16 protein-coding genes are annotated in these 20,114 nt (G+C 34.8%); 9 read left to right on the top strand and 7 right to left on the bottom strand.

The annotated features are described in order from the left end of the window. Nucleotides 1–2 precede the first annotated feature (2 nt). Nucleotides 3–392: a hypothetical protein gene (locus OLM58_RS02215; RefSeq protein ID WP_264531034.1), complete on the top strand. Its 390-nt coding sequence runs from the start codon at nt 3–5 to the stop codon at nt 390–392. Between the two features lie 121 nt (nt 393–513). Here OLM58_RS02215 and OLM58_RS02220 read toward each other — a convergent pair whose 3' ends face one another. Beyond that, the gene (locus OLM58_RS02220) at nt 514–1,698 is read right to left on the bottom strand and encodes a DUF5009 domain-containing protein (RefSeq protein ID WP_264531035.1); all 1,185 of its coding nucleotides are present in this window, start codon (nt 1,696–1,698) and stop codon (nt 514–516) included. 115 nt (nt 1,699–1,813) lie between these two features. On the opposite strand from OLM58_RS02220, the gene OLM58_RS02225 reads away from it, so the two are divergent. Further along, nucleotides 1,814–2,551 (top strand): tyrosine-protein phosphatase, encoded by a 738-nt coding sequence (locus tag OLM58_RS02225; protein ID WP_264531036.1) that lies wholly within the window; start codon nt 1,814–1,816, stop codon nt 2,549–2,551. A 6-nt stretch (nt 2,552–2,557) separates the two neighbouring features. Here the strand turns inward: OLM58_RS02225 and OLM58_RS02230 are convergent, their stop codons facing one another. After that, on the bottom strand, nt 2,558–3,976 hold the full coding sequence (locus tag OLM58_RS02230; protein WP_264531037.1) for an undecaprenyl-phosphate glucose phosphotransferase: 1,419 nt from the start codon (nt 3,974–3,976) through the stop codon (nt 2,558–2,560). 159 nt (nt 3,977–4,135) lie between these two features. Here OLM58_RS02230 and OLM58_RS02235 point away from each other — a divergent pair, with 159 nt between their 5' ends. Next, the gene (locus tag OLM58_RS02235) at nt 4,136–5,101 is read left to right on the top strand and encodes a T9SS C-terminal target domain-containing protein (protein WP_264531038.1); all 966 of its coding nucleotides are present in this window, start codon (nt 4,136–4,138) and stop codon (nt 5,099–5,101) included. 62 nt (nt 5,102–5,163) lie between these two features. On the opposite strand, the gene OLM58_RS02240 is transcribed toward OLM58_RS02235, so the two are convergent. The 4 genes from OLM58_RS02240 to OLM58_RS02265 all read right to left on the bottom strand — a co-directional run bounded on the left by OLM58_RS02240 (nt 5,164) and on the right by OLM58_RS02265 (nt 13,160). After that, nucleotides 5,164–6,153 (bottom strand): PorP/SprF family type IX secretion system membrane protein, encoded by a 990-nt coding sequence (locus OLM58_RS02240; RefSeq protein WP_264531039.1) that lies wholly within the window; start codon nt 6,151–6,153, stop codon nt 5,164–5,166. 8 nt (nt 6,154–6,161) lie between these two features. Then, entirely contained in the window at nt 6,162–10,502 is a 4,341-nt protein-coding gene (locus OLM58_RS02245) for a PKD domain-containing protein (protein WP_319802362.1), read from the bottom strand. Between the two features lie 609 nt (nt 10,503–11,111). After that, the gene (locus OLM58_RS02260; RefSeq protein WP_264531040.1) at nt 11,112–11,957 is read right to left on the bottom strand and encodes an alpha/beta fold hydrolase; all 846 of its coding nucleotides are present in this window, start codon (nt 11,955–11,957) and stop codon (nt 11,112–11,114) included. 60 nt (nt 11,958–12,017) lie between these two features. Beyond that, complete coding sequence (locus OLM58_RS02265) at nt 12,018–13,160, bottom strand: helix-turn-helix domain-containing protein (protein WP_264531041.1); 1,143 nt, start codon at nt 13,158–13,160, stop codon at nt 12,018–12,020. A 158-nt stretch (nt 13,161–13,318) separates the two neighbouring features. Between OLM58_RS02265 and OLM58_RS02270 the strand changes: the two genes are divergently transcribed. The 4 genes from OLM58_RS02270 to OLM58_RS02285 all read left to right on the top strand — a co-directional run bounded on the left by OLM58_RS02270 (nt 13,319) and on the right by OLM58_RS02285 (nt 17,645). Then, nucleotides 13,319–15,181, top strand: a complete 1,863-nt coding sequence (locus OLM58_RS02270; protein ID WP_264531042.1) for an ABC-F family ATP-binding cassette domain-containing protein — start codon at nt 13,319–13,321, stop codon at nt 15,179–15,181. 158 nt (nt 15,182–15,339) lie between these two features. Continuing rightward, the gene (locus OLM58_RS02275) at nt 15,340–15,804 is read left to right on the top strand and encodes an FKBP-type peptidyl-prolyl cis-trans isomerase (RefSeq protein WP_264531043.1); all 465 of its coding nucleotides are present in this window, start codon (nt 15,340–15,342) and stop codon (nt 15,802–15,804) included. Nucleotides 15,805–15,952: 148 nt separating this feature from the next. After that, nucleotides 15,953–16,744, top strand: coding sequence for an O-methyltransferase (locus OLM58_RS02280; RefSeq protein WP_264531044.1), 792 nt, complete (start codon nt 15,953–15,955; stop codon nt 16,742–16,744). Between the two features lie 49 nt (nt 16,745–16,793). Continuing rightward, nucleotides 16,794–17,645: an alpha/beta fold hydrolase gene (locus tag OLM58_RS02285; protein WP_264531045.1), complete on the top strand. Its 852-nt coding sequence runs from the start codon at nt 16,794–16,796 to the stop codon at nt 17,643–17,645. A 76-nt stretch (nt 17,646–17,721) separates the two neighbouring features. On the opposite strand, the gene OLM58_RS02290 is transcribed toward OLM58_RS02285, so the two are convergent. Beyond that, nucleotides 17,722–18,381, bottom strand: coding sequence for a DUF6565 domain-containing protein (locus OLM58_RS02290; RefSeq protein WP_264531046.1), 660 nt, complete (start codon nt 18,379–18,381; stop codon nt 17,722–17,724). Nucleotides 18,382–18,684: 303 nt separating this feature from the next. On the opposite strand from OLM58_RS02290, the gene OLM58_RS02295 reads away from it, so the two are divergent. Then, nucleotides 18,685–19,389, top strand: coding sequence for an ABC transporter ATP-binding protein (locus OLM58_RS02295; RefSeq protein WP_089076598.1), 705 nt, complete (start codon nt 18,685–18,687; stop codon nt 19,387–19,389). A 136-nt stretch (nt 19,390–19,525) separates the two neighbouring features. Further along, nucleotides 19,526–20,095, top strand: coding sequence for a cob(I)yrinic acid a,c-diamide adenosyltransferase (locus OLM58_RS02300; protein WP_089076597.1), 570 nt, complete (start codon nt 19,526–19,528; stop codon nt 20,093–20,095). The last annotated feature ends 19 nt before the right edge of the window (nt 20,096–20,114 follow it).

Raw genomic sequence — 20,114 nt, forward strand, 5'->3', positions numbered from 1 at the left:
ATATGAAAACAAAGCTTTGTCTTTTACTTTTTACTGTTCTATTCTTTTCAAATAACGGCTATAGCCAATCAAAAAAAATCGATATTAACGGCGTTTGGGAAGACATTAATCCGGGCGTACAAAATGCTGTCGCAATTGTATCGGAACAAAACGGGAAAGTTATTTTCTCTCACTACCTGGAATGGAAAGGGCAAAAATTTGTGGAAAGCGGCATTGGAAAAAGAACCGGAAACACAATTGTTTATACCGTAGAGGTCACCTTACCTATTGAGGGCTGGGCAACTCAGGGCATACATACTCTGATCCTGTCTGAAGATGGAAATACACTGGAAGGCACTTTTATCGACAACAAAAAGAGAACGGGACCGATTTCGTTTAAAAGGGTACGCTGAGCGTCTGTTCTTGTTGAAAGGTTTCAGGTTTCAAGTTTTTGGGTGCAGTAGGAACCTGAAACTTGAAACCTGAAACCTGAAACTTGAAACCTGAAACCTGAAACTTGCAAATCCCTTCCCTCTACAAATGCAGCTGAATTTTGTACTTGTTACAGATTTTCATTACAAACAGCATAATGGTCGAAAAAACTAAAGACCAGATAATCCCCGGAACTCCTTCGCGAAAATAACCCGGAATAATATGAATATTCATAGCTTTGCAGAAATAATAAATAGCACCCGGTAAAATGTAAATCAATAGTGGATTTGCAGCAGCGGGCATAAAAAAATTACTCCATTGGCTTTGTTTTTTAACTTCCATCAGCCAAAACAGAAAATAGAACAAAACCGTACAAATTCCGGCTGACAGCAATGTCCAGGCAGGAGTACCCTGTATTTTTGAAATTCCATAATATTGACGCAGAAAAAATCCGAATGAGAAAAATAATGCTATGAACCCAATTACAGGCCAGTTGATTTTCTTTTCGATTTTTCGATCAAAAAACAATAATGAGATTATTATTCCTGCCGTTACCAAGGTGGCGTGTGTTAAATGTCCGGCGATAAAACGCAGTCCTTCCGGTAAATGTAAACTTTGGGTCAAATTAGCGGAGTTTAGAAAAACACATAGTATCAGAAAAACAATCATTGCCCACAATTTGCCTGAAACCAGCCAATAATAAATTACTGAAATAAGATACGCCCATCCAATTAGCCCCAGAATCCCCCACCATTGAGGCGTCATCCCAATAGTACCATCAGTCTGAACATATAAAAAGTAAAGCGTTATCAGCACTGCTATTCCTCCGTATTGAAGTGTGTTTTTTAACCAAACAGGAAAGTTTTTGGCATACTTATTCCAAATTGGAATTGGCATTGCATAGGCCAGAAATCCCCAAAATGCAGGTGAAATTATCATTTTCGCAGCATCGTAACCTTCAGCTGCATTGACCATAAAGACTCCCATAATAATGAGAGCCAAAGCTCTTTTTAAGGTATGTGTCCAAATCGTTCTTACGCTATCTCCTTTAATCAATCGGGCATTAAATGCAAACGGAACTGACATTCCAACAATAAACAAGAAAGCCGGAAAAACCAAATCTACAAAAGTCATTCCATCAGCATCTGCCGGCATGTGTTTCATCCATTGAGGGACATTTACAACGCTGGCCAATTCATTTACAAAAATCATAACAAAAATTGTGATTCCGCGTAAAGCGTCTATCGAAATGATCCTTTGATTGTATAAATTTTCTTTTACTTTCATAAATGGTTAGATTTTTAAGAATCTCAAATATAATATATTTATGAAATGACCAATTGTAATAGTTGCATTAAAATTAATCCGTCACAAATTCTTCTTATTTGCATACTTTTGCAACATGTTATCCTTTTTTAAATCAAAACCTCTTTTAAAAGATCTGCTGTCTGATCCTTACGTTGATATTCACTCACATGTATTACCCGGAATTGACGATGGAGCAAAAACCATAACCGATACTATAAAGCTTGTCCGTGCGTTTCAGGAAATGGGAGTTTCGCAATTTATCACCACTCCGCATATCAATCATTATGTCTGGAATAATTCGGCTCAGATTATTACCGCAAAACAGGAAGAAACTAAACTTTTATTGGAGGAAAACCACATTCAAATTCCTTTTCAGGCTGCTGCAGAATATTTTATCGATGATTGGTTTGAAAATCATTTTAAAAATGAAAAGCTTCTCACCTTAAAAGATAATTATGTACTGGTAGAGATCTCCTATCAAAACGCTCCTATTCACTTGTATAAAACTCTTTTTGAACTACAGGTAGCAGGATATATTCCGGTTCTGGCACATCCGGAACGTTATTTATACTATCGAAAAGATTTTAATGAATATCAGAAACTAAAAAAAGCGGGCTGTTTGTTTCAATTAAATTTGTTGGCTGTAGTGGGTTATTATGGAGAATATATTTGTAAAACCGCTGAAGAACTTCTTAAAAAGGGAATGTATGATTTTACCGCAACCGATGTGCACCACATGAATCACATCAGAGCTTTTGATCAGAAAATAAAAATTGACAGTATTGCCAACTTAAAAGAAGTCATTGCTAACAATCAGTTTTTTAAATTCTAGAGCGTACTAATAGGCGTTTTCTTCTCCCTTTACGATGTTGATGATCGTTTTTATAATGATTTTAATATCCAACATCAGGCTCCAGTTCTCGATATACCAAATGTCATATTCAACTCTGTTTTCCATATCGATTAACTCTTTGGTTTCACCACGATAACCATTGACCTGTGCCCAGCCGGTAATTCCGGGTTTGGCATACTGACGCACTAAATAATTATTAATCAAATCGCTGTATTCTTTAGCGAGATTCACCATATGAGGTCTCGGCCCTACAACCGACATATCACCTAAGAAAACATTGAAAAACTGCGGCAATTCATCAATACTTGTTTTACGAATAAACGAGCCAAATTTCGTGACACGGCTATCTCCTCTTTCGGCTTGTTTTTTATGAGCCAGACGATTAACACGCATACTCCTGAATTTATAACACATAAACGACCGGTTATCGCGCCCCGATCTTTCCTGCTTGAAAAATACAGGTCCCGGCGATTCAATTTTAATGATCAGCATAATAATTGGAAACAGCCACGGAAACACCAATAAGATTACAGAAAGCGAAAAAACAACATCAAATACTTTTTTGATCAGTCGGTTCACGGCAAACTCCAAGGGCTCCGTTCGGAACATCAAAACCGGTGTATTTTCATAAAACGTTACTTCTACCTTACTGGACTTCGTATACTGCTGAAAATCGGGAATAAACTTAATACGCACCATGTTTTGCTCACAAATCTGTGTAAGTTTATTAATAACCTCAATTTGATCAATATGCAGTGCCACATACATTTCGTCGACCTTTCTTTCGACTACAAATTTATGAATAGCATTAAAATTACCTAACACTGAAGTAGAATCAATAATTGAGTGACTGCTGCTCTCATCAAAAAAGCCTAAAAATTTATAACCATAAGTCAGATCTTTTGCGAGTATCTTACGCATTCTTTCTCCCGACTCGTTTGCTCCTACAATGACAAATGTTTTAAAATTATACCCACGACTTCTGATGTACTTTAAAAGTTTCATGGACAAATAGCGCGAGATCATTAGTAATCCGAAAAAAATCAGATAAAAAGAAAGCAGTCTGAGCCTTGAAATATCGTTGTATTTGAGATACAGCACAAAAATAGAAATCAAAGCAGCGTGAATCACTAACTTCTTAACAGTTCTGACCAATATTGATTCGATAGGTTCTACTCTTACGCTTCGATTGGAATCATTTTGAAACAATAAGGCTACCCAAATTAAAATTGCCAATAATGAAACAGTACGCTCTTCTTTTAATAAAAGCTTATCTAAACTGCCAAACCTTGTCAGTGCAGAAAGTACTGTTGCCAGATTTAGCAATACAACATCAACGCAAACAAATAAAAGCTTGAAATAGCGCGAAAAACGATAATGCGACAGTTTCTGTAAAATTTCCATACTTTGGACTTATCCTTACTTTAAGCGAAATAAAACCTGATTAAAAATCAGTTAAAAATTGATAGTGCAAAATAGTCTTTTAATTATATTTTTCAGCATTATTTAAACTCTATCTTTAAAAGTTTACTTTTATACTATGCAAATTCAATATTGCAGGCCATGATCAAGATAATTTTATTTTTTTTCCTCACTCTACCCTTTGCCCATGCGCAGGTTTCAGGCTGTACAGATCCTCTTTCTAAAAATTACAACCCCAGTGCAACAATTAACGACGGAAGCTGCAGTTATAAGAATATCTATTTAAAGCCTCAATATTCTAAACTTCTCAGTGATTCTGTCAAAGAAACCTCAGGGTTAATTGCTTTCAACAAGTTGCTTTGGACGCACAACGATGATCGCGACACCACAATTTACGGATTGGATTCAGTGGGAAAAATTCAAAAAAAAATTATTCTGAAACAAGTCGTCAATCACGACTGGGAAGAGATTTCACAAGACAGCTCTTTTATATACCTTGGTGATTTTGGAAATAACTACTCCGGTAACAGAACCGATCTAAACATCTTAAAAATAGAGAAAAAATCGTTCTTGGAAGAAAATCCGGCAATTGAAAAAATTTCCTTTCACTACGCCGACCAAACTGATTTTTCTGCAAAAAAACCAAACACTGCTAATTTTGACTGCGAGGCATTCATCGTGTCCAAAGACAGTATTTATTTGTTTACCAAACAGTGGAAAACCTCTAAAACCAATATTTACGTTTTGCCAAACCATTCGGGTACTCACGTTGCACGACTAAAACACACCTTAAACACAAAAGGTCTCGTAACCGGAGCGACTTATATAGCGTCTAAAAAAACAATTGTTCTTTGTGGGTACTCTAAACTTGGCAAACCCTTTTTGTATCTTTTATACGATTTCAAAAACACTGATTTTCTGTCGGGAAACAAACGAAGGATTAAGTTAAAACTACCCTTTCATCAAATAGAAGGAATTGCAACTCATGACGGTTTGTATTACTATTTAACCAATGAATCCCTTGTTCGAAAACCAATTCTTTATGTACCCCAGCAGCTTCATTATTTTGATTTGAGTTCTGTACTAAGTTTCTATCTTCATCAATAATTCACAAGTAATATCTCTTTCGGTTTTACAATCAATGAAAATTGAAACGATTCCTTCTTTGTTTAATGGGGGCAGCCGAAACATTTTGTATAGGAATCAAATTGATAAGTTAATAAAACCTCATAAACACCACCTGTTCTTCCAATTTTGGAGGTATTCATATCATAAGAAACACCTAATTTCAGTTTTTCGTACTGTAGTCCTGTCAAGAAATTTATTGAAGTCAGTAATTGATTCCCGATACCGTTTTTTGAAGGGTTAGTAGCTGCTGTTACTCCAAAATATATTTTTTCAAATAAGATGGATGTCCCTATATCAAATCGATTATAACGCCCTTGCTGCATATAATTTGATGTAATAAGCATTTTGGTTTCATACGGCAGAAATACTGCATCTATATAATCAGCCAATAGAAATTCGTAACCTGAACTTAACGAAAAGAAAGAGTCTAAACGCGCGTTTCCGTTTGTTGTAAAAGATATATCTGGTCTGTTAAGATGTTTCATAGCTAAACTAATCCATAGACTTTCGGTATTGAAAACCATTCCTGCCGATACATCAAAAAAATTGATTTTATCATTTTTTAGTATTGGATCAATTGAAGTTGGGCTAATTACACCTGTTTTTATGTTTATCTGATCTTCAAGCAATAGATTTTGAAAACCGAATGATTTTAACCCAAAACCTACTTCAATTGCCGGTCGAAAAGTCCAGGTGTCATTAAGCTCTACTTTATAAGCATAATTCCCATTAATTTGTGTATAATTATATTGGTTTAAATTTTGTCTTTGATTTAAAACACTCAATCCATAACCGCTGTTCATATTTTCATTCCAAGTATTAATGAAGGCGTAATCGGTATCGATTTTCAGGTCTAAATCCGGCCATTGTTCCCTATGAATAATACCGGCATAAGTAGTTTCCCTAAACCCGCTGAAACCGGGATTAAGTGTCTCCGGAATTAAGAAATACTGTGTAAAAATGGGATCCTGCGCTCTTGTTTCTGAAAAAAAGCAACATGCAAGGATTATGATAAAAAGATTTAGTTTCATACAGTACTCTATTTAATTAATGTAAATGCTCCTTTTTCGGTTACTGTGTGATTGTAAAAAGTTTTTGCGGTGAGTTTAAAATAATAATTCCCATTCTGGGCATCCACATCTTTTATCTTCCCGTTCCATCCACTAATATTTTTTCCTGTTTCGGTATATATAACACCTCCCCAGTTATCAAAAATGGTAATCGTAATATCCTCTAAGCCAGAAAATACAGGTGCGAATGTATCATTATAACCATCATTGTTTGGAGTAAAGGAGTTCGGCATGATTAGGCTATATCCTTTTTTGATGATCAATGTTAACGTAAATTTATACTGGCATCCAAAAGGGTAGTCAACAGTCTGTATAATACTATAAGTCCCTTCTCTTGTATAGATGTGTTTTGGATTCTGTTCATTAGAAAAATTACCATCCCCAAAATCCCAAGAGGTATTTATAAAATCTCCTGTAGCCAAATTTGTGAACAAAATAGGGTCATAAACAGAATATATATCATAAACATCTTTACCGTATGAACCCGTAGTATAATTGGCTATACCCAAAACCGTTTTTTTGACATTGTAAGAGACAGCAGCAGTACAGCCAAAACTGTCTGTTACACTAAATATAACTAATCCGTCTTTAGTTGTATTCATTATTTCATTATTATCCCCTGTGACAACCCCATCAGACCAGCTTAATTTATAGGGTGGAACTCCTCCTTTTACATGTCCTATAAATGTTTGATTTACATACCTGGTTTCACAATTAAAATCTGTTTTAACTTCGATCGCAGGTGTTAGTTGTTCAAATCGGGTAATTTTCCACTCGCCGGATTTTTTACAGCCATTAACATCTGTAACGGTGACCTGATAAGTTCCAGGCGGAAGTTTATTTAAATCTTCACTTTTGGCACCATTGGACCATGCGTATGTAAACGGAGCTTTCCCTCCCGTTACAATTAAATTAATAATTCCTGTATTGGCATCTGCACAATCTAATGGGTTAGAAACATCAGCATTGAGCTCCAATAATGAAGGTTCTGAAATGATAAAACTTTCTTTTATTACACATCCTTTAGAATCCGTAATTGTAACATTATATTTTCCCGGTCCTATATTATTGCGTTCTATTCCGGCTGATGAATTATCATCCCAAACTAAAGTCAGCGGCGCCTTACCCCCTAAAAGGTTTAAATGAATATAACCATCCTTTGCGCCAAAACAGGAAACGTCTTTAATATCCGGTTTTATACTAAAAACAGGGGCATTTTCTATGATTAATGTCGATTCTTTTGAACAGCCTAATGAATCTGTAATTGTAATGATATAAGATCCTGCTGATAAATTATTTTGTGTAAGTCCGGTACCCAAATTACTCCATTTTATATTATAGGGATCTCCCGTAGTAAAAGGAACTCCTCCTTTTATATTGTCAATACTAATAGAAGCATTTGCAGAATTAAAACACGATATTTCGGATTTAGTGTAACTAAAAACGATTTCTGCATTTTGGGTTACTACGACTTGCAAATGATCTGTACAACCTGATTTATCTGTAACAATCAGATTATAAGTCCCTGCAGCTAAATCTTTCAAATTTTGAAGGTTACTTGTAAAGCCATTTGGACCTGTCCAATTATATTTGTAATCAAACACTCCTGAAGAAGTTTCAATAAGTCTTCCACCGGTTGTATTTATTTCGATTTCACCTGTAAAAGATCCATAACATAAAATATTCATTTGTTTGATCAGATTTACTTTTAATACGGAAGGCTCTTCGATTGTATAACTTCCTTTAAGTATGTTACAGTTGTTTTCTTCTGTAATTACCACCTCATAAGTTCCTGGTTTTAGATTATTGATATACGCAGCAGTTTCTGGATAAGGATTTCCGTTTTTTGTCCACACATAGGTGTAAGGTTGCATCCCTCCTTTAACCGATAGTCTGATATTTCCATCATTTAAACCAAAACAGCTTATATCATTTTTAACTGCCGAAAATTGAAATAATTCCGGCTCAGTAACTTTGTAAGTCTTTGTGAAGGGGCAATTACCATTATCCGTTACGTTTAAAATATAGTCACCGGGTTTTAAGCCCGAAATATCTTCATTAGTACTTGTATAACCATTAGGGCCTGTCCATAGGAATGTATACGGATTTACGTTTACAAAAGGAACACCTCCTTCTACACTCAGATCAATAGAACCGTTATTTGCCCCAAAACAGGTACTGTTTTTTACAGTTTCGATTACTTCTATTAATGGATCGACCGTAACTGTTATTGTAAAATTTGCTCCGGTACAAGCCTTTGACATAGGTGTTACTGTATAAGTTACTGTCGCCGGAGTGTCGGTATTATTTACTAAAGTCTGACTAATATTGTCTTTTGGCGAGGATTGTGCATTTGCACCACTTACAGATCCGGCAGGAGAAATTACAGGTTCAGACCATACATAGGTAGTCCCTATTGGTACATTTTCTGTTGTGTTGGTGACGGGTGTAACCTGAAAGGTGTTTTTGCTGCATACCTTTACTGTCTTTGAACTTATAATAGGCTTAAGGGTTAAAGCTACTGAAAAAGGAGTTGTTTTTGTAGTAGTCCCGCAACTGTTAGTTACACTGAATGTAATGGTATAATTACCGCTGTTGGCATAATTTATTGCCCCGGGATTAAGTGATGCAGATGAAGAAGGTGTAGCTCCGGGAAAACTCCAGAGATAGCTGATTTCTGAATCCGGAGAACATTTTTGATCTACAGTAGCAACGGGATTAATAGTTATAGAATTACAATAATCAGGAACAGGATTCAGCGTAACTACAGGAGGTTTTTTTACTTGTATCATTTCTGTTACAGACTGGGAAATTCCACATGCGTTCTTAGTAGTTAGCTGTACAGCGTATGTTCCCGGATTTGCAAAATTAAAAACCGGATTCTTAGACGAAGCATTGGTTCCGTTTACAAAATTCCATGCTGCTGAATTCCCGCAAAATCCTTCACTATATCTTAGAACTTCCCAATTATAACTTTCAATACCACATCCCTGACTTGCATCTGTATTATTTGTAATAATAACATCTTTCGAAGCACATGCATTACTATAGGTAAATTGAGGTTGCAATAGAGGCTCAACACAAACTGTTTTTGTGACTTCATTACTTGCGCCACAAGGTGTTCTTGCTGTTAATTTAATGGTATAGCTACCCGGTGTTGTATATATGTGTACCGGATTAACTTCATTTGAAATAATTCCGTCTCCAAAATCCCAGGTGTAAATACCTGCAGTACTGCAATTATTACCGTATCCTGCACTAGATTCATTGGTAAATATTATAGATCTATTAGAGCATAAGATAGCATTAATGGCAAAATCTACTTTAGGAATGTCTAATATAATAATAGGACCTACTGTAAGAGTACTGCGTCCGCATCCTGTCGTTATATCTAAGCTGACCGTATTTCCTAATGGGCAGCTTGACTTTGTGAATTTATGTAATACAGGAAAATTTAGAGAAGCCGGAGGGTTCGCAGAATTATATTGCATGGAACTTTCTAAATCTTTTTGACTATACTTCTCAGTGGTACCGTCTCCAAAATTAATTTCATATTTTGTATCTGATGGATTAGAACCCCACGAAGCTATTGCGAATTCCATTGTATCAACCGGAAGACATAAATTAGTAGTATTACCCGGAGTTATAAGAGCTCCCTTTGGACTCGTCGAATTATTGACTATATAGATTGCAGAATTATTACAGCCATTAACTCCCATTCCGGTAATCACCATCTTATAAGATCCTAATTTTAAGTAGTCGTGCTTTTTAGGAAAAGTAATATTGGTTTCTAAACTTCCGTCTCCCCAATCCACATTATAGGATGAAATACATGATACTGAATTAGATATATTGCCAACATTAATCGTGTATTTAGGATTCAGGTTATCTCCACATTTTTCAAAAGATGCTCCTGAGTTATCTAAGTTTACAAATCTTAAATTTGGCTTCTGTTTTACTAAAATAGTTTTTGAGACGACACTTACTTCACCATTGACATCTGTAACGGTCATTTTTATGATAAAACTTTGTATTCCACAACCTAACGCTTCAAAAGTATGGGTGGGATTAATACTGGTTGAAGTTTTTCCGTCTCCAAAATCCCAAGAATATTGAAAAGGGCCATTACCACTTACAGCCGAAGTAAATGCAATAAGGGTACCTGAACAAGAGTTGTCATTGGTGAAGCTAAAATCGACACCAGGAGCTACTGAAAGAGGGGCACTTAAGGCAATGTTACTATTAAAACCATATCCAAAAGAAGTAATAGCTAATGAAAAACAGAGTATAAAAAAATAAAGTTTCTTCATGAAAATTTTCACATTAGTTATATATTGCTTTGAGGGTTCTAAATAATAATACTTAGAATATCCTTAAATACACCTCCAAAAAAGAGCGAATTTAACTACAGAGAAACTTGATTCTTATTTAAATGTATTACTTGGTCTTTTAATGTAATAATTGGTATCTTTTAACACATAACTATGATGAGGCAGAATATTTATAAAACCTGTAGGGTATGCTATCAAAAAAAAAAAAATGAATTGACATATAGATCGGTTTTGCTTAATGTTTCACCATTTTATGGAGTGCTCAGATGGTTCTACTAGTGAAGATATCTGCATCCATAATTATAAATTTTAATAAAGTCTCATTAATGTAAATATCCGTTAGCCCTACGGCGCAGGACTAACGGATATTGGCTATAAAATGATTAGTTTTTTTATCTAATTCCAATATTTACATCTGAAAAACTAGTCCATTTTTTCTCGATTTTTTTTCGGCTCAAGACATTGTATTCTTTCGCATTACTATCAAGGACTGCCGATTTTAACCCTAACTTTGAGACCAATAAAACCTTTGCGAGATTTGGTTTATACACTGCAATTGTATTAAAAAAAAATCCCGCAAAAGGTTTTCTATTTGATTTTGGACAGAAGCAAATTAAAATTATCAATTACCAAATTTGGCTCATCGATCATAATGTAATGTCCGGATTTTGTAGTCGAGACGTGAGTAAAATCAGTAACTCCGGATTTTAATAATTCATGCGCTTTAAACCAATCTTCCCTGTCTGATGCCGAATGAGATTCATCTACTTTTAAAGATGAAATTACAATTACAGGAATATTTGGCAAATGAGAAAGTGTTGCCATATACTGAGAATCCTCGATCAATTCTCTCGCTTCAAGTGCTCCACCGGAATTTACCCCGTAATTGGCTTTAAAAACATTATAAATCATATCCTCTTCCTCTTGCGAAAGCTGATTGTAATATTCATGTGATGGATCTATAAATAATAATCCCGCCACTTTATCGGGATTTTTAACCGCATAATCTCTAATAATCATTCCACCAAGCGAATGTCCGACAAGAATAACTTTTCTACCATTCGAAAAATTATTAATTACAGTTTCGAGTTCACTTCTTAATTGATTTATATTTCTTGGTTTTGAATCTTTATCAGATTTCCCATAACCAGCTCTGTCATAACTTACAATATCTAATTTGGCGTTTAATTGTGCCGGTATTTTTTTTTCGTCCCAAACCGAATGTCCGTCTCCAAGTCCGGATTCAAAAACAATCAAATATTTTGTGTTACGAATAATCGAATAAGCGACTACTTTATGAGTTCCTAAATCGACTTTTGTTTCTTTTAATGTTTCATTGTCATTCTTTACAGGGTCACTATCTTTGTCGCATGAAGTAAATACAAAGAATAAACTTAGACCCATTTTTACAATACTTTTTTTTGCTGATTTCATTTCTTTAAGATTAAAATTTTCAGCAAAAATCTCGTAAAAACAAAGGCCGGTCGTTCGGGTTTATAAAGCAGAACCTATTTGTTTCTTATATTCTGAAGGGGTTTGTCCGGTCAGTTTTTTAAATGTGGTATTAAAAACAGTTTTTGAATTAAAACCTACAGAAAATCCAATCCCAAGTAAACTTAAACGATCCATTTCAGAATCTTCCATAAGTTTTTTTGCTTCTTCAATTCTATATCTGTTTACAAATTGATAGAAATTTTCATTGAATCCATTATTGATTACATAGGAAAGAACATGTGTCGATACATTCATAGAAGCGGCCAATTTTACCAAACTCAAATCAAAGTCTAGAAAAAGCTTTTCGGTATTCATTAATTGTAATAACCTGCTTTTTTGTTCTTCCAATTCTTCAGGAGTCAGTAATTGTTTTCTTTTGCTTTCCGGCAGAGTAGTTTCCACAATAATAATTTCTATTTCTTCTTTTTCTTTTAATGAATAAGGGAAAATTTCTTTTTGCTTCTGCCAGTAATACGTGATGTAAAGAATACTTAAAAAGTAGATCAAACTTGTTACAATATCAAAAGTTTTATTTCCCTCCGAAATTTGAAACACAATATCCAGAATCCAAAAAATCGTGATAAAAATAACGCCGACAATAATATTTTTCAGCCATTTTAAATCCAGATTCTCAGAAGTAGAATTTAAAAGCCGGATCGTTTTTTCATGTTTTATAATTTTTCTGTGAGCCAAAAAACAATATCCCAAAACATATAAACTGAAAATAAAATTAAATACCGCTTCAATATTCTGTACAGCTTCCGGGCTAACATCGGCAGGCTCGGTTTCATTATCAATAAAACAGGAAATAACAAGAAGGGGAACTATTAGAAAAGCAAAACAAAAATGAAACCAATCCATTGCTTTCCATTTTCTAACGGGCTCGATATAATAGCTCACACTTAGATAAAATACCGGAGCAACAACAAAACTGGAGATGTTTATTAATTGATTCAGAATATCATCTTCTCTGAGTATTTTGCCGTCTACAATAACATTTTCAAGTAAGATTAAAAAAATACAGCCGATAAAAGATCCAAACCAGCGATTGGCTTTTATATTGATCTTATTTTGATTTACAAAAATTATAAATGTCAGTAAAAATGCTGCACCGCAAATTATTGCATTGAATATCGAGTACATAAAACAATTTTGATCACAAATCTAAGTAATTAAGTTTGTCTTAGTCAACTTAAATAAGATTAACAATTCGCAAATCGTAAGATAAAAGTTTACTTTTGCAAAAAGTTATGTTTTCTAAAATACTCATAACTCATAATTTATAACTTACAATATACAAAGTGAATTACCTATCTGTAGAAAACATATCCAAATCATTTGGCGAAAAAACCTTATTCGAAAACATCTCTTTTGGAATCAATAAAGATCAAAAAATTGCCTTCATCGCAAAAAATGGTTCCGGAAAAACGACCATTATGAGCATTATCAATGGTTTGGATGAACCCGATACAGGACAGGTAGTTCTAAGAAAAGGCATCCGAATGGCTTTTCTTTCTCAGGACAATAATCTACAAGATGAGTTAACTATCGAAGAAAGCATTTTTGCTTCCGATAATGAGACGCTTAAGATCATTGAGGCTTATGAAAAAGCATTAGAGAACCCAAATGACGAAGAAGCTTACCAAAAAGCTTTTGACGGAATGGATCAGCACAATGCGTGGGATTTTGAAACACAATACAAACAGATTTTATTCAAACTAAAACTGGAGGATTTTAAACTAAAAGTAAAAAATCTTTCGGGTGGACAAAAAAAACGTCTTTCTTTGGCGATCATCTTAATCAATCGTCCTGATTTATTGATTCTGGATGAGCCAACCAACCACTTAGATCTGGAAATGATCGAATGGCTGGAAAGTTATTTTGCCAAAGAAAACATTACGCTTTTTATGGTAACGCACGACCGTTTCTTTTTAGAGCGTGTTTGTAACGAAATCATCGAGTTAGACAACGGAAAATTATACCAATACAAAGGAAATTACTCCTACTATTTAGAGAAAAAAGAAGAACGAATTACTTCTGAAAATGCCAGTGTTGACAAAGCCAAAAACTTATTCGTTAAAGAATTGGAATGGATGCGCCGTCAGCCTAAGGCAAGAACTACAAAGTCAAAATCTCGTCAGGATGACTTTTACGTGATCAAAGAAAAGGCACAAAGCCGTCGTAAAGAAAATAAAGTAGAACTTGAAATTAATATGGAACGTATGGGAAGCAAAATTATTGAGCTTCACAAACTTTCTAAAAAATTCAAAGACAAAATTATACTCGATCATTTTAGTTTTGATTTTCAGCGTGGTGAAAGAATTGGAATTATTGGTAAAAACGGAACCGGAAAATCTACTTTTCTAAATCTTCTTACGGGAACAATTCCACCGGACAGTGGCCGCGTTGTAAAAGGCGATACCATCAAAATTGGTTATTATACGCAAAGCGGAATCAATCCGAAACCGGGACAAAGAGTTATCGATATTATTAAAGAATACGGAGAGTATATTCCGTTAGCCAAAGGCAAAATTATATCGGCTTCACAATTATTGGAGCGTTTTCTTTTTGACGCCAAAAAACAATATGATTACGTTGACAAATTAAGTGGTGGAGAGTTAAAACGTTTGTATTTGTGTACGGTTCTGATTCAGAATCCTAACTTTTTAATTTTAGATGAGCCTACAAACGATTTAGATATTGTGACGCTAAACGTCTTAGAAAGCTTTCTTTTGGATTATCCGGGATGTTTACTGGTAGTTTCGCACGACCGTTATTTCATGGATAAAATTGTCGATCATTTATTTGTTTTCAGAGGACAGGGTGAAATCGAAAATTTCCCCGGAAACTACTCTGATTTCAGAGCTTACGAAGACAGTGCCGATGTGGCGCAAAAAGAAGAAAACAAGGCCGAAAAGAAAGACTGGAAGCAAAACAATCCAACCGGAAATCTAAGTTTCAACGAGCAGAAAGAATATCAGAAACTGGAAAGGGAAATCAAAGATTTAGAAATCGAAAAGACTAAAATCGAACAATTATTCTCTGACGGAAAAGTTGCAGATGCTGATATCGAGAAAAAGGCAAACGAATTACAAAATATCATCAACAAAATAGATCAAAAAGAAGAACGCTGGTTTGAGCTTTCGGCCAAGATTGAAGGATAGTTATTCCGCAAAGATTCACAAAGAAGAAACACAGAGCTACACCGAGCTTTATTTTTTTTGTGAATCTTTGTTTTTCTTTGTGAATCTCTGTGTAACAAAAAAAACATAGTGTTTTTTATATTAGCGACTTTATTAACCCCATATTACATTATTATTCTATGAAATACCTTTTAACTTCACTACTTGCATTGACATTATTCATCTCTTGCAATAGTGATAAAGAAAATAAAAAAACAGACTATACTGTTGAAAATGAAAAAGAGATTACGGACTATATTGCCAAAAACAAATTAAATGCTACAAAAAGCACTACAGGTTTATACTATATTATCAACGAGCCCGGAACAGGAGCCCAACCTACTGCTTCCTCTAATGTAACTGTAGCTTATACAGGATATTTTACCAATGGTAAAGTATTTGATAAAAGTAAAACCGAAGGAATTTCTTTTCCGCTGGACAGAGTAATTAAAGGCTGGACAGAAGGTATTCCTTACTTCAAAGAAGGTGGAATCGGGTCTTTATTAATTCCGTCTCATTTAGGTTACGGAAGTGGCGGAACTGATGGAATCCCAGGAGGCGCTGTTCTTATTTTTGATATTAAACTACTAAAAGTAAACAAGTAAATACCAATTGACAAAATGATCCTTCAAAGCTCTGACAAAGATCAACTAAGGGCTTTAATTTAGAATCAAATACTCATACAATTACACAGAGATTCGCGAAAAAAGCGAGCTGCAGAAAGTTTTTTGCGAATCTCTGCAAAACAAAAAAATGCTACATACAATAAAATCATATCTCAAATTTCTTTGGAATTCTAAAAACGAGCATGCTGTTCATTCTCCGTTTGTATTCCATCTATTGACGAAATGTTTTTACGACAGGAAACCAAAACCGGAATATTTAATTCTAAAAAAATATCGAAAATCACTTTTAGAAAATAAAAACTTCATTGAAGTAACGGATTTTGGAGCGGGTTCGAAAGTTTTTAAATCCAACAGCAGGCAAATCTCAAAAATTGCTTCCACAGCAGGAATCTCTCCAAAACGGGCTGAATTGTTATTTCGTGTAACCAATTATTTTCAGCCTAAAAATGTTTTAGAAATTGGAACATCATTAGGTTTGGCAACTGCTGCTCTGGCTTTAGGGAATCCAAAAGCAAAAGTTATTACATTAGAAGGTTGTCCAAATACAGCAAATGTTGCTCAAAATCAGTTTACGGAGTTTGATTGTTCTAATGTAAATTCAATTGTAACAGAATTTGAAAACTATCTTCGGGATATTCAATTGAGACTCAAAACGGAGACTGAAAACTTCGATTTAATCTATTTCGACGGTAATCATTCTAAAAAAGCAACTCTGGAATATTTTGAGCTTTTATTACCAACAATCAATAATGATTCGGTTTGGATCTTTGACGACATTCATTGGTCAGAAGAAATGGAAGAAGCCTGGGGAATCATCCAAAATCATCCAAAAGTAAAAGTTACCATAGATACTTTTCAATGGGGATTTGTATTTTTTAGATACGAACAGGAAAAAGAACATTTTGTGATTCGCGTTTGACAAATGACTTTAAAATGATACTTTTATTACATTCTATAATTATACATTTATGAATGCAATAAAAATCGACACCCCTTTACAATACCCTATAGCTGTAACAGAATTTAAGTCCACAACTCCGAGCGACAATTGTGTGATTATAGCTTCGGCAACCGGTGTTAAACAAAATTATTATTACAATTTCGCAACGTATCTTTCCGAAAATCATTATTCTGTTTTTACTTTTGATTATGGCGGAATTGGCGACTCAAAGTCCACACCGCTTTCTAAATTTAAAACAACCGCTTCCGATTGGGCCAAAAATGATTTCGAAACGGTAGTCCAATATGTCAAAGAGAAAAATCCTGACAATAAGTTATTTGTGATCACACATAGTATTGGCGGTCAGCTAATAGGTTTAGTTCCTTCCAATAATTTATTTGATGGTATTGTAATGGTGGCATCACAATCCGGAAGCTGGATACACTGGAAAGGATTTGACCGATTAAAAATGCAGTTTTTATGGTATGCAATTATACCGTCTTTTACTAAAATCTTCAATTATCTCCCTTCCAGTCACTTCACCCGAATGGAAGATTTACCGAAAGGAATGGCGATTGAATGGGCCAAATGGTGCAAGAAACCCAACTATCATTTTGACTGCATCGAAAATGCAATAGAACATTACGATAAAATAAACTGTAGCATTAAATCTTATAGTATCGACAACGATTTTTATGCCACTGTATCGGCAATTGATTGGATTGCTTCCAAATTTAAAAAATCTGAAGTAAGCAGAATTCATTTAAAAGCAGAAGAATTTGGCGTAAAAGACATAGGTCATTTTGGCTTTTTCAGAAGTCAGTTTAAAGATACTATCTGGCCCATTTTTTTAGAAGATTTAAAAAGATTTCAATCTTAATAATTTACAAAATAGTAGATAAAAAAATGGCAACCAATTCCGGCTGCCATTTTTTACTCATTCAAAATTTTAAAACTTACTTCTTAGCGGCTGCATTTTCCTTAGACTTCGCTCCCATTCTGTTTAAAGTATACATTGGAGCAAATTTTAATTTCAGACCCGCAATTTTACGATTGTCTTCTCCGGTCAGACCTTCTTTTTCAACCGTATTTTTTCTACTGTCAAGCGCTTCATACATCAACTTAACTTCATCCCAGTCTTCTCTGGAATATTTGTCTTTATTGTCTTCAACAGTATGAACAAATTGTTGGTAAACACTATGAATATTTTTAGCATTCACCCAGTCAAAATTCATATCATCACCAATTTTACCTTCACCAAATAAAGCATTACGCAATTGCTGTTTTGGACTTGGGGACGGAGGAGCAAGAATAGTCACCATATTATTTCTAAATTCTTCGTATTTGATCTTGCTCGTATTTATTTTCTCTGTTGCGGCATTGTTTTCTTTAATATCAGCAAGTGCCAGTTGAGCGTTCGCTGCTCTTTTTTCATACTCGGCTTCAACCGCCTTCCAATCAGCCTTTAAATCATCAGCCTTAACATTTTTAACAGAGTCGACATAGGCAACATAAGAATCGATTGTTTTTTCGGCCTGTTCTTGTTTTTCATCTTTACACGATACAAAACCAAATGCGATTACCGCAATTCCGGATAATAATGATATATTTTTCATAATCTTAGTTGTTTTAGTTACTATCTTAACAAATCTACCCAAAACCTGCTATGAAAAATTACACAATTATCATCTTTTAAACATTAAAAACATATTAAAACTATAAAACACAAGATTTGATGTTAATTATGCAAAATTTATCAAAAATAGCATAACGCTCTTCTGCCGAAAAAAGATATGTTTTTTGATTATTTTCAGATGAACAAAAAACAAAAGACAATTTGTAACAAAAACCAAATCTCGACTACTCATACTTTTATTGAAAAGTCTTTTGTACATTTAAATCCAAAATTGTAAATCGAAATGGCAAATCCATTAATTAAAATAACCAACATCAAACGAGATTTCGTTCTGGGTAATGAAATTGTTTATGTTTTAAAGGGAATCGACCTGCAAATCAACAAAGGGGAATATGTGGCTTTAATGGGCCCATCCGGATCCGGAAAATCAACTTTGATGAATTTACTGGGTTGTTTGGATACGCCAACTTCCGGACAATACGTACTGAACGGAAAAGATGTCAGTCAGATGCGTGATGATGAGCTGGCCGAAATTCGAAACAAAGAAATTGGTTTTGTATTTCAGACCTTCAATCTGCTACCGAGAACTACAGCCTTAGACAATGTTGCATTGCCTATGATTTATGCCGGTTACTCAAAAACGGAACGTGTTAAAAGAGCCGAAGAAGTTTTAAAGCAGGTAAATCTTGCCGACCGAATGGACCATCAGCCCAATCAGCTATCAGGAGGACAGCGTCAGCGTGTTGCCATTGCACGAGCTTTGGTCAATAAACCCTCTATTATTCTTGCCGATGAGCCAACCGGAAACTTAGATAGTAAAACTTCTGTGGAGATTATGAAACTCTTTGGCGACATTCACGCTCAGGGAAACACTGTAATTCTGGTGACACACGAGGAAGATATTGCTGCCTATGCACATCGTGTAATACGCTTAAGAGACGGATTAATTGAAAGTGACACCCAAAAAGAAGTTAAATCGTTTAGTTGATTAATTGTTTAATCGGAAAAGAAACTTAGTAGCCACTTAGTATCTTAAAATCTTAAAAAAAATCTGATTGTAAATTGGTTCAAACGGAAAAACCTTAGAATCTTAGCACCTCAGAACCTTAGCATCTTAAAAAAAAATGAAAGTATATACAAAAACAGGAGACAAAGGAACTACTGCTCTGTTTGGCGGTGACCGTGTTCCCAAAGACCATATCCGAATTGACAGTTACGGTACTGTAGACGAACTAAACTCTTATATAGGGCTTATTCGTGATCAGGAAATGGATGCGCATTATAAGACTATTTTAATTGAAATTCAGGATCGTCTGTTTACCGTTGGTGCCATTTTGGCTACTCCGGCAGAAAAAGAGGTTCTTAAAAATGGAGAACTTCGTCTAAAAAACCTTGGAATTATCGATACAGATATCGAATTATTAGAGAATGAAATTGATCAAATGGAAGAAAGTCTTCCACAAATGACTCATTTTGTTTTACCTGGAGGACATCCCACTGTGTCACATTGTCATATAGCACGTTGTATTTGTCGTCGCGCCGAGCGTTTGGCAGTACATTTAAGCCATAATGAAGCTGTTCCTGAAATCGCAATTCGATACTTAAACCGACTTTCTGACTACCTTTTTGTCTTGGCACGGAAGTTGTCTTCAGATTTAAACGCGGAGGAAGTAAAATGGATTCCCAGAAAGTAAACAGTTTACAGTCGCAGTC

Origin of the sequence: Flavobacterium sp. N502540, assembly GCF_025947365.1 — a bacterium.
In the GTDB taxonomy this organism is placed as follows: Bacteria; Bacteroidota; Bacteroidia; order Flavobacteriales; family Flavobacteriaceae; genus Flavobacterium.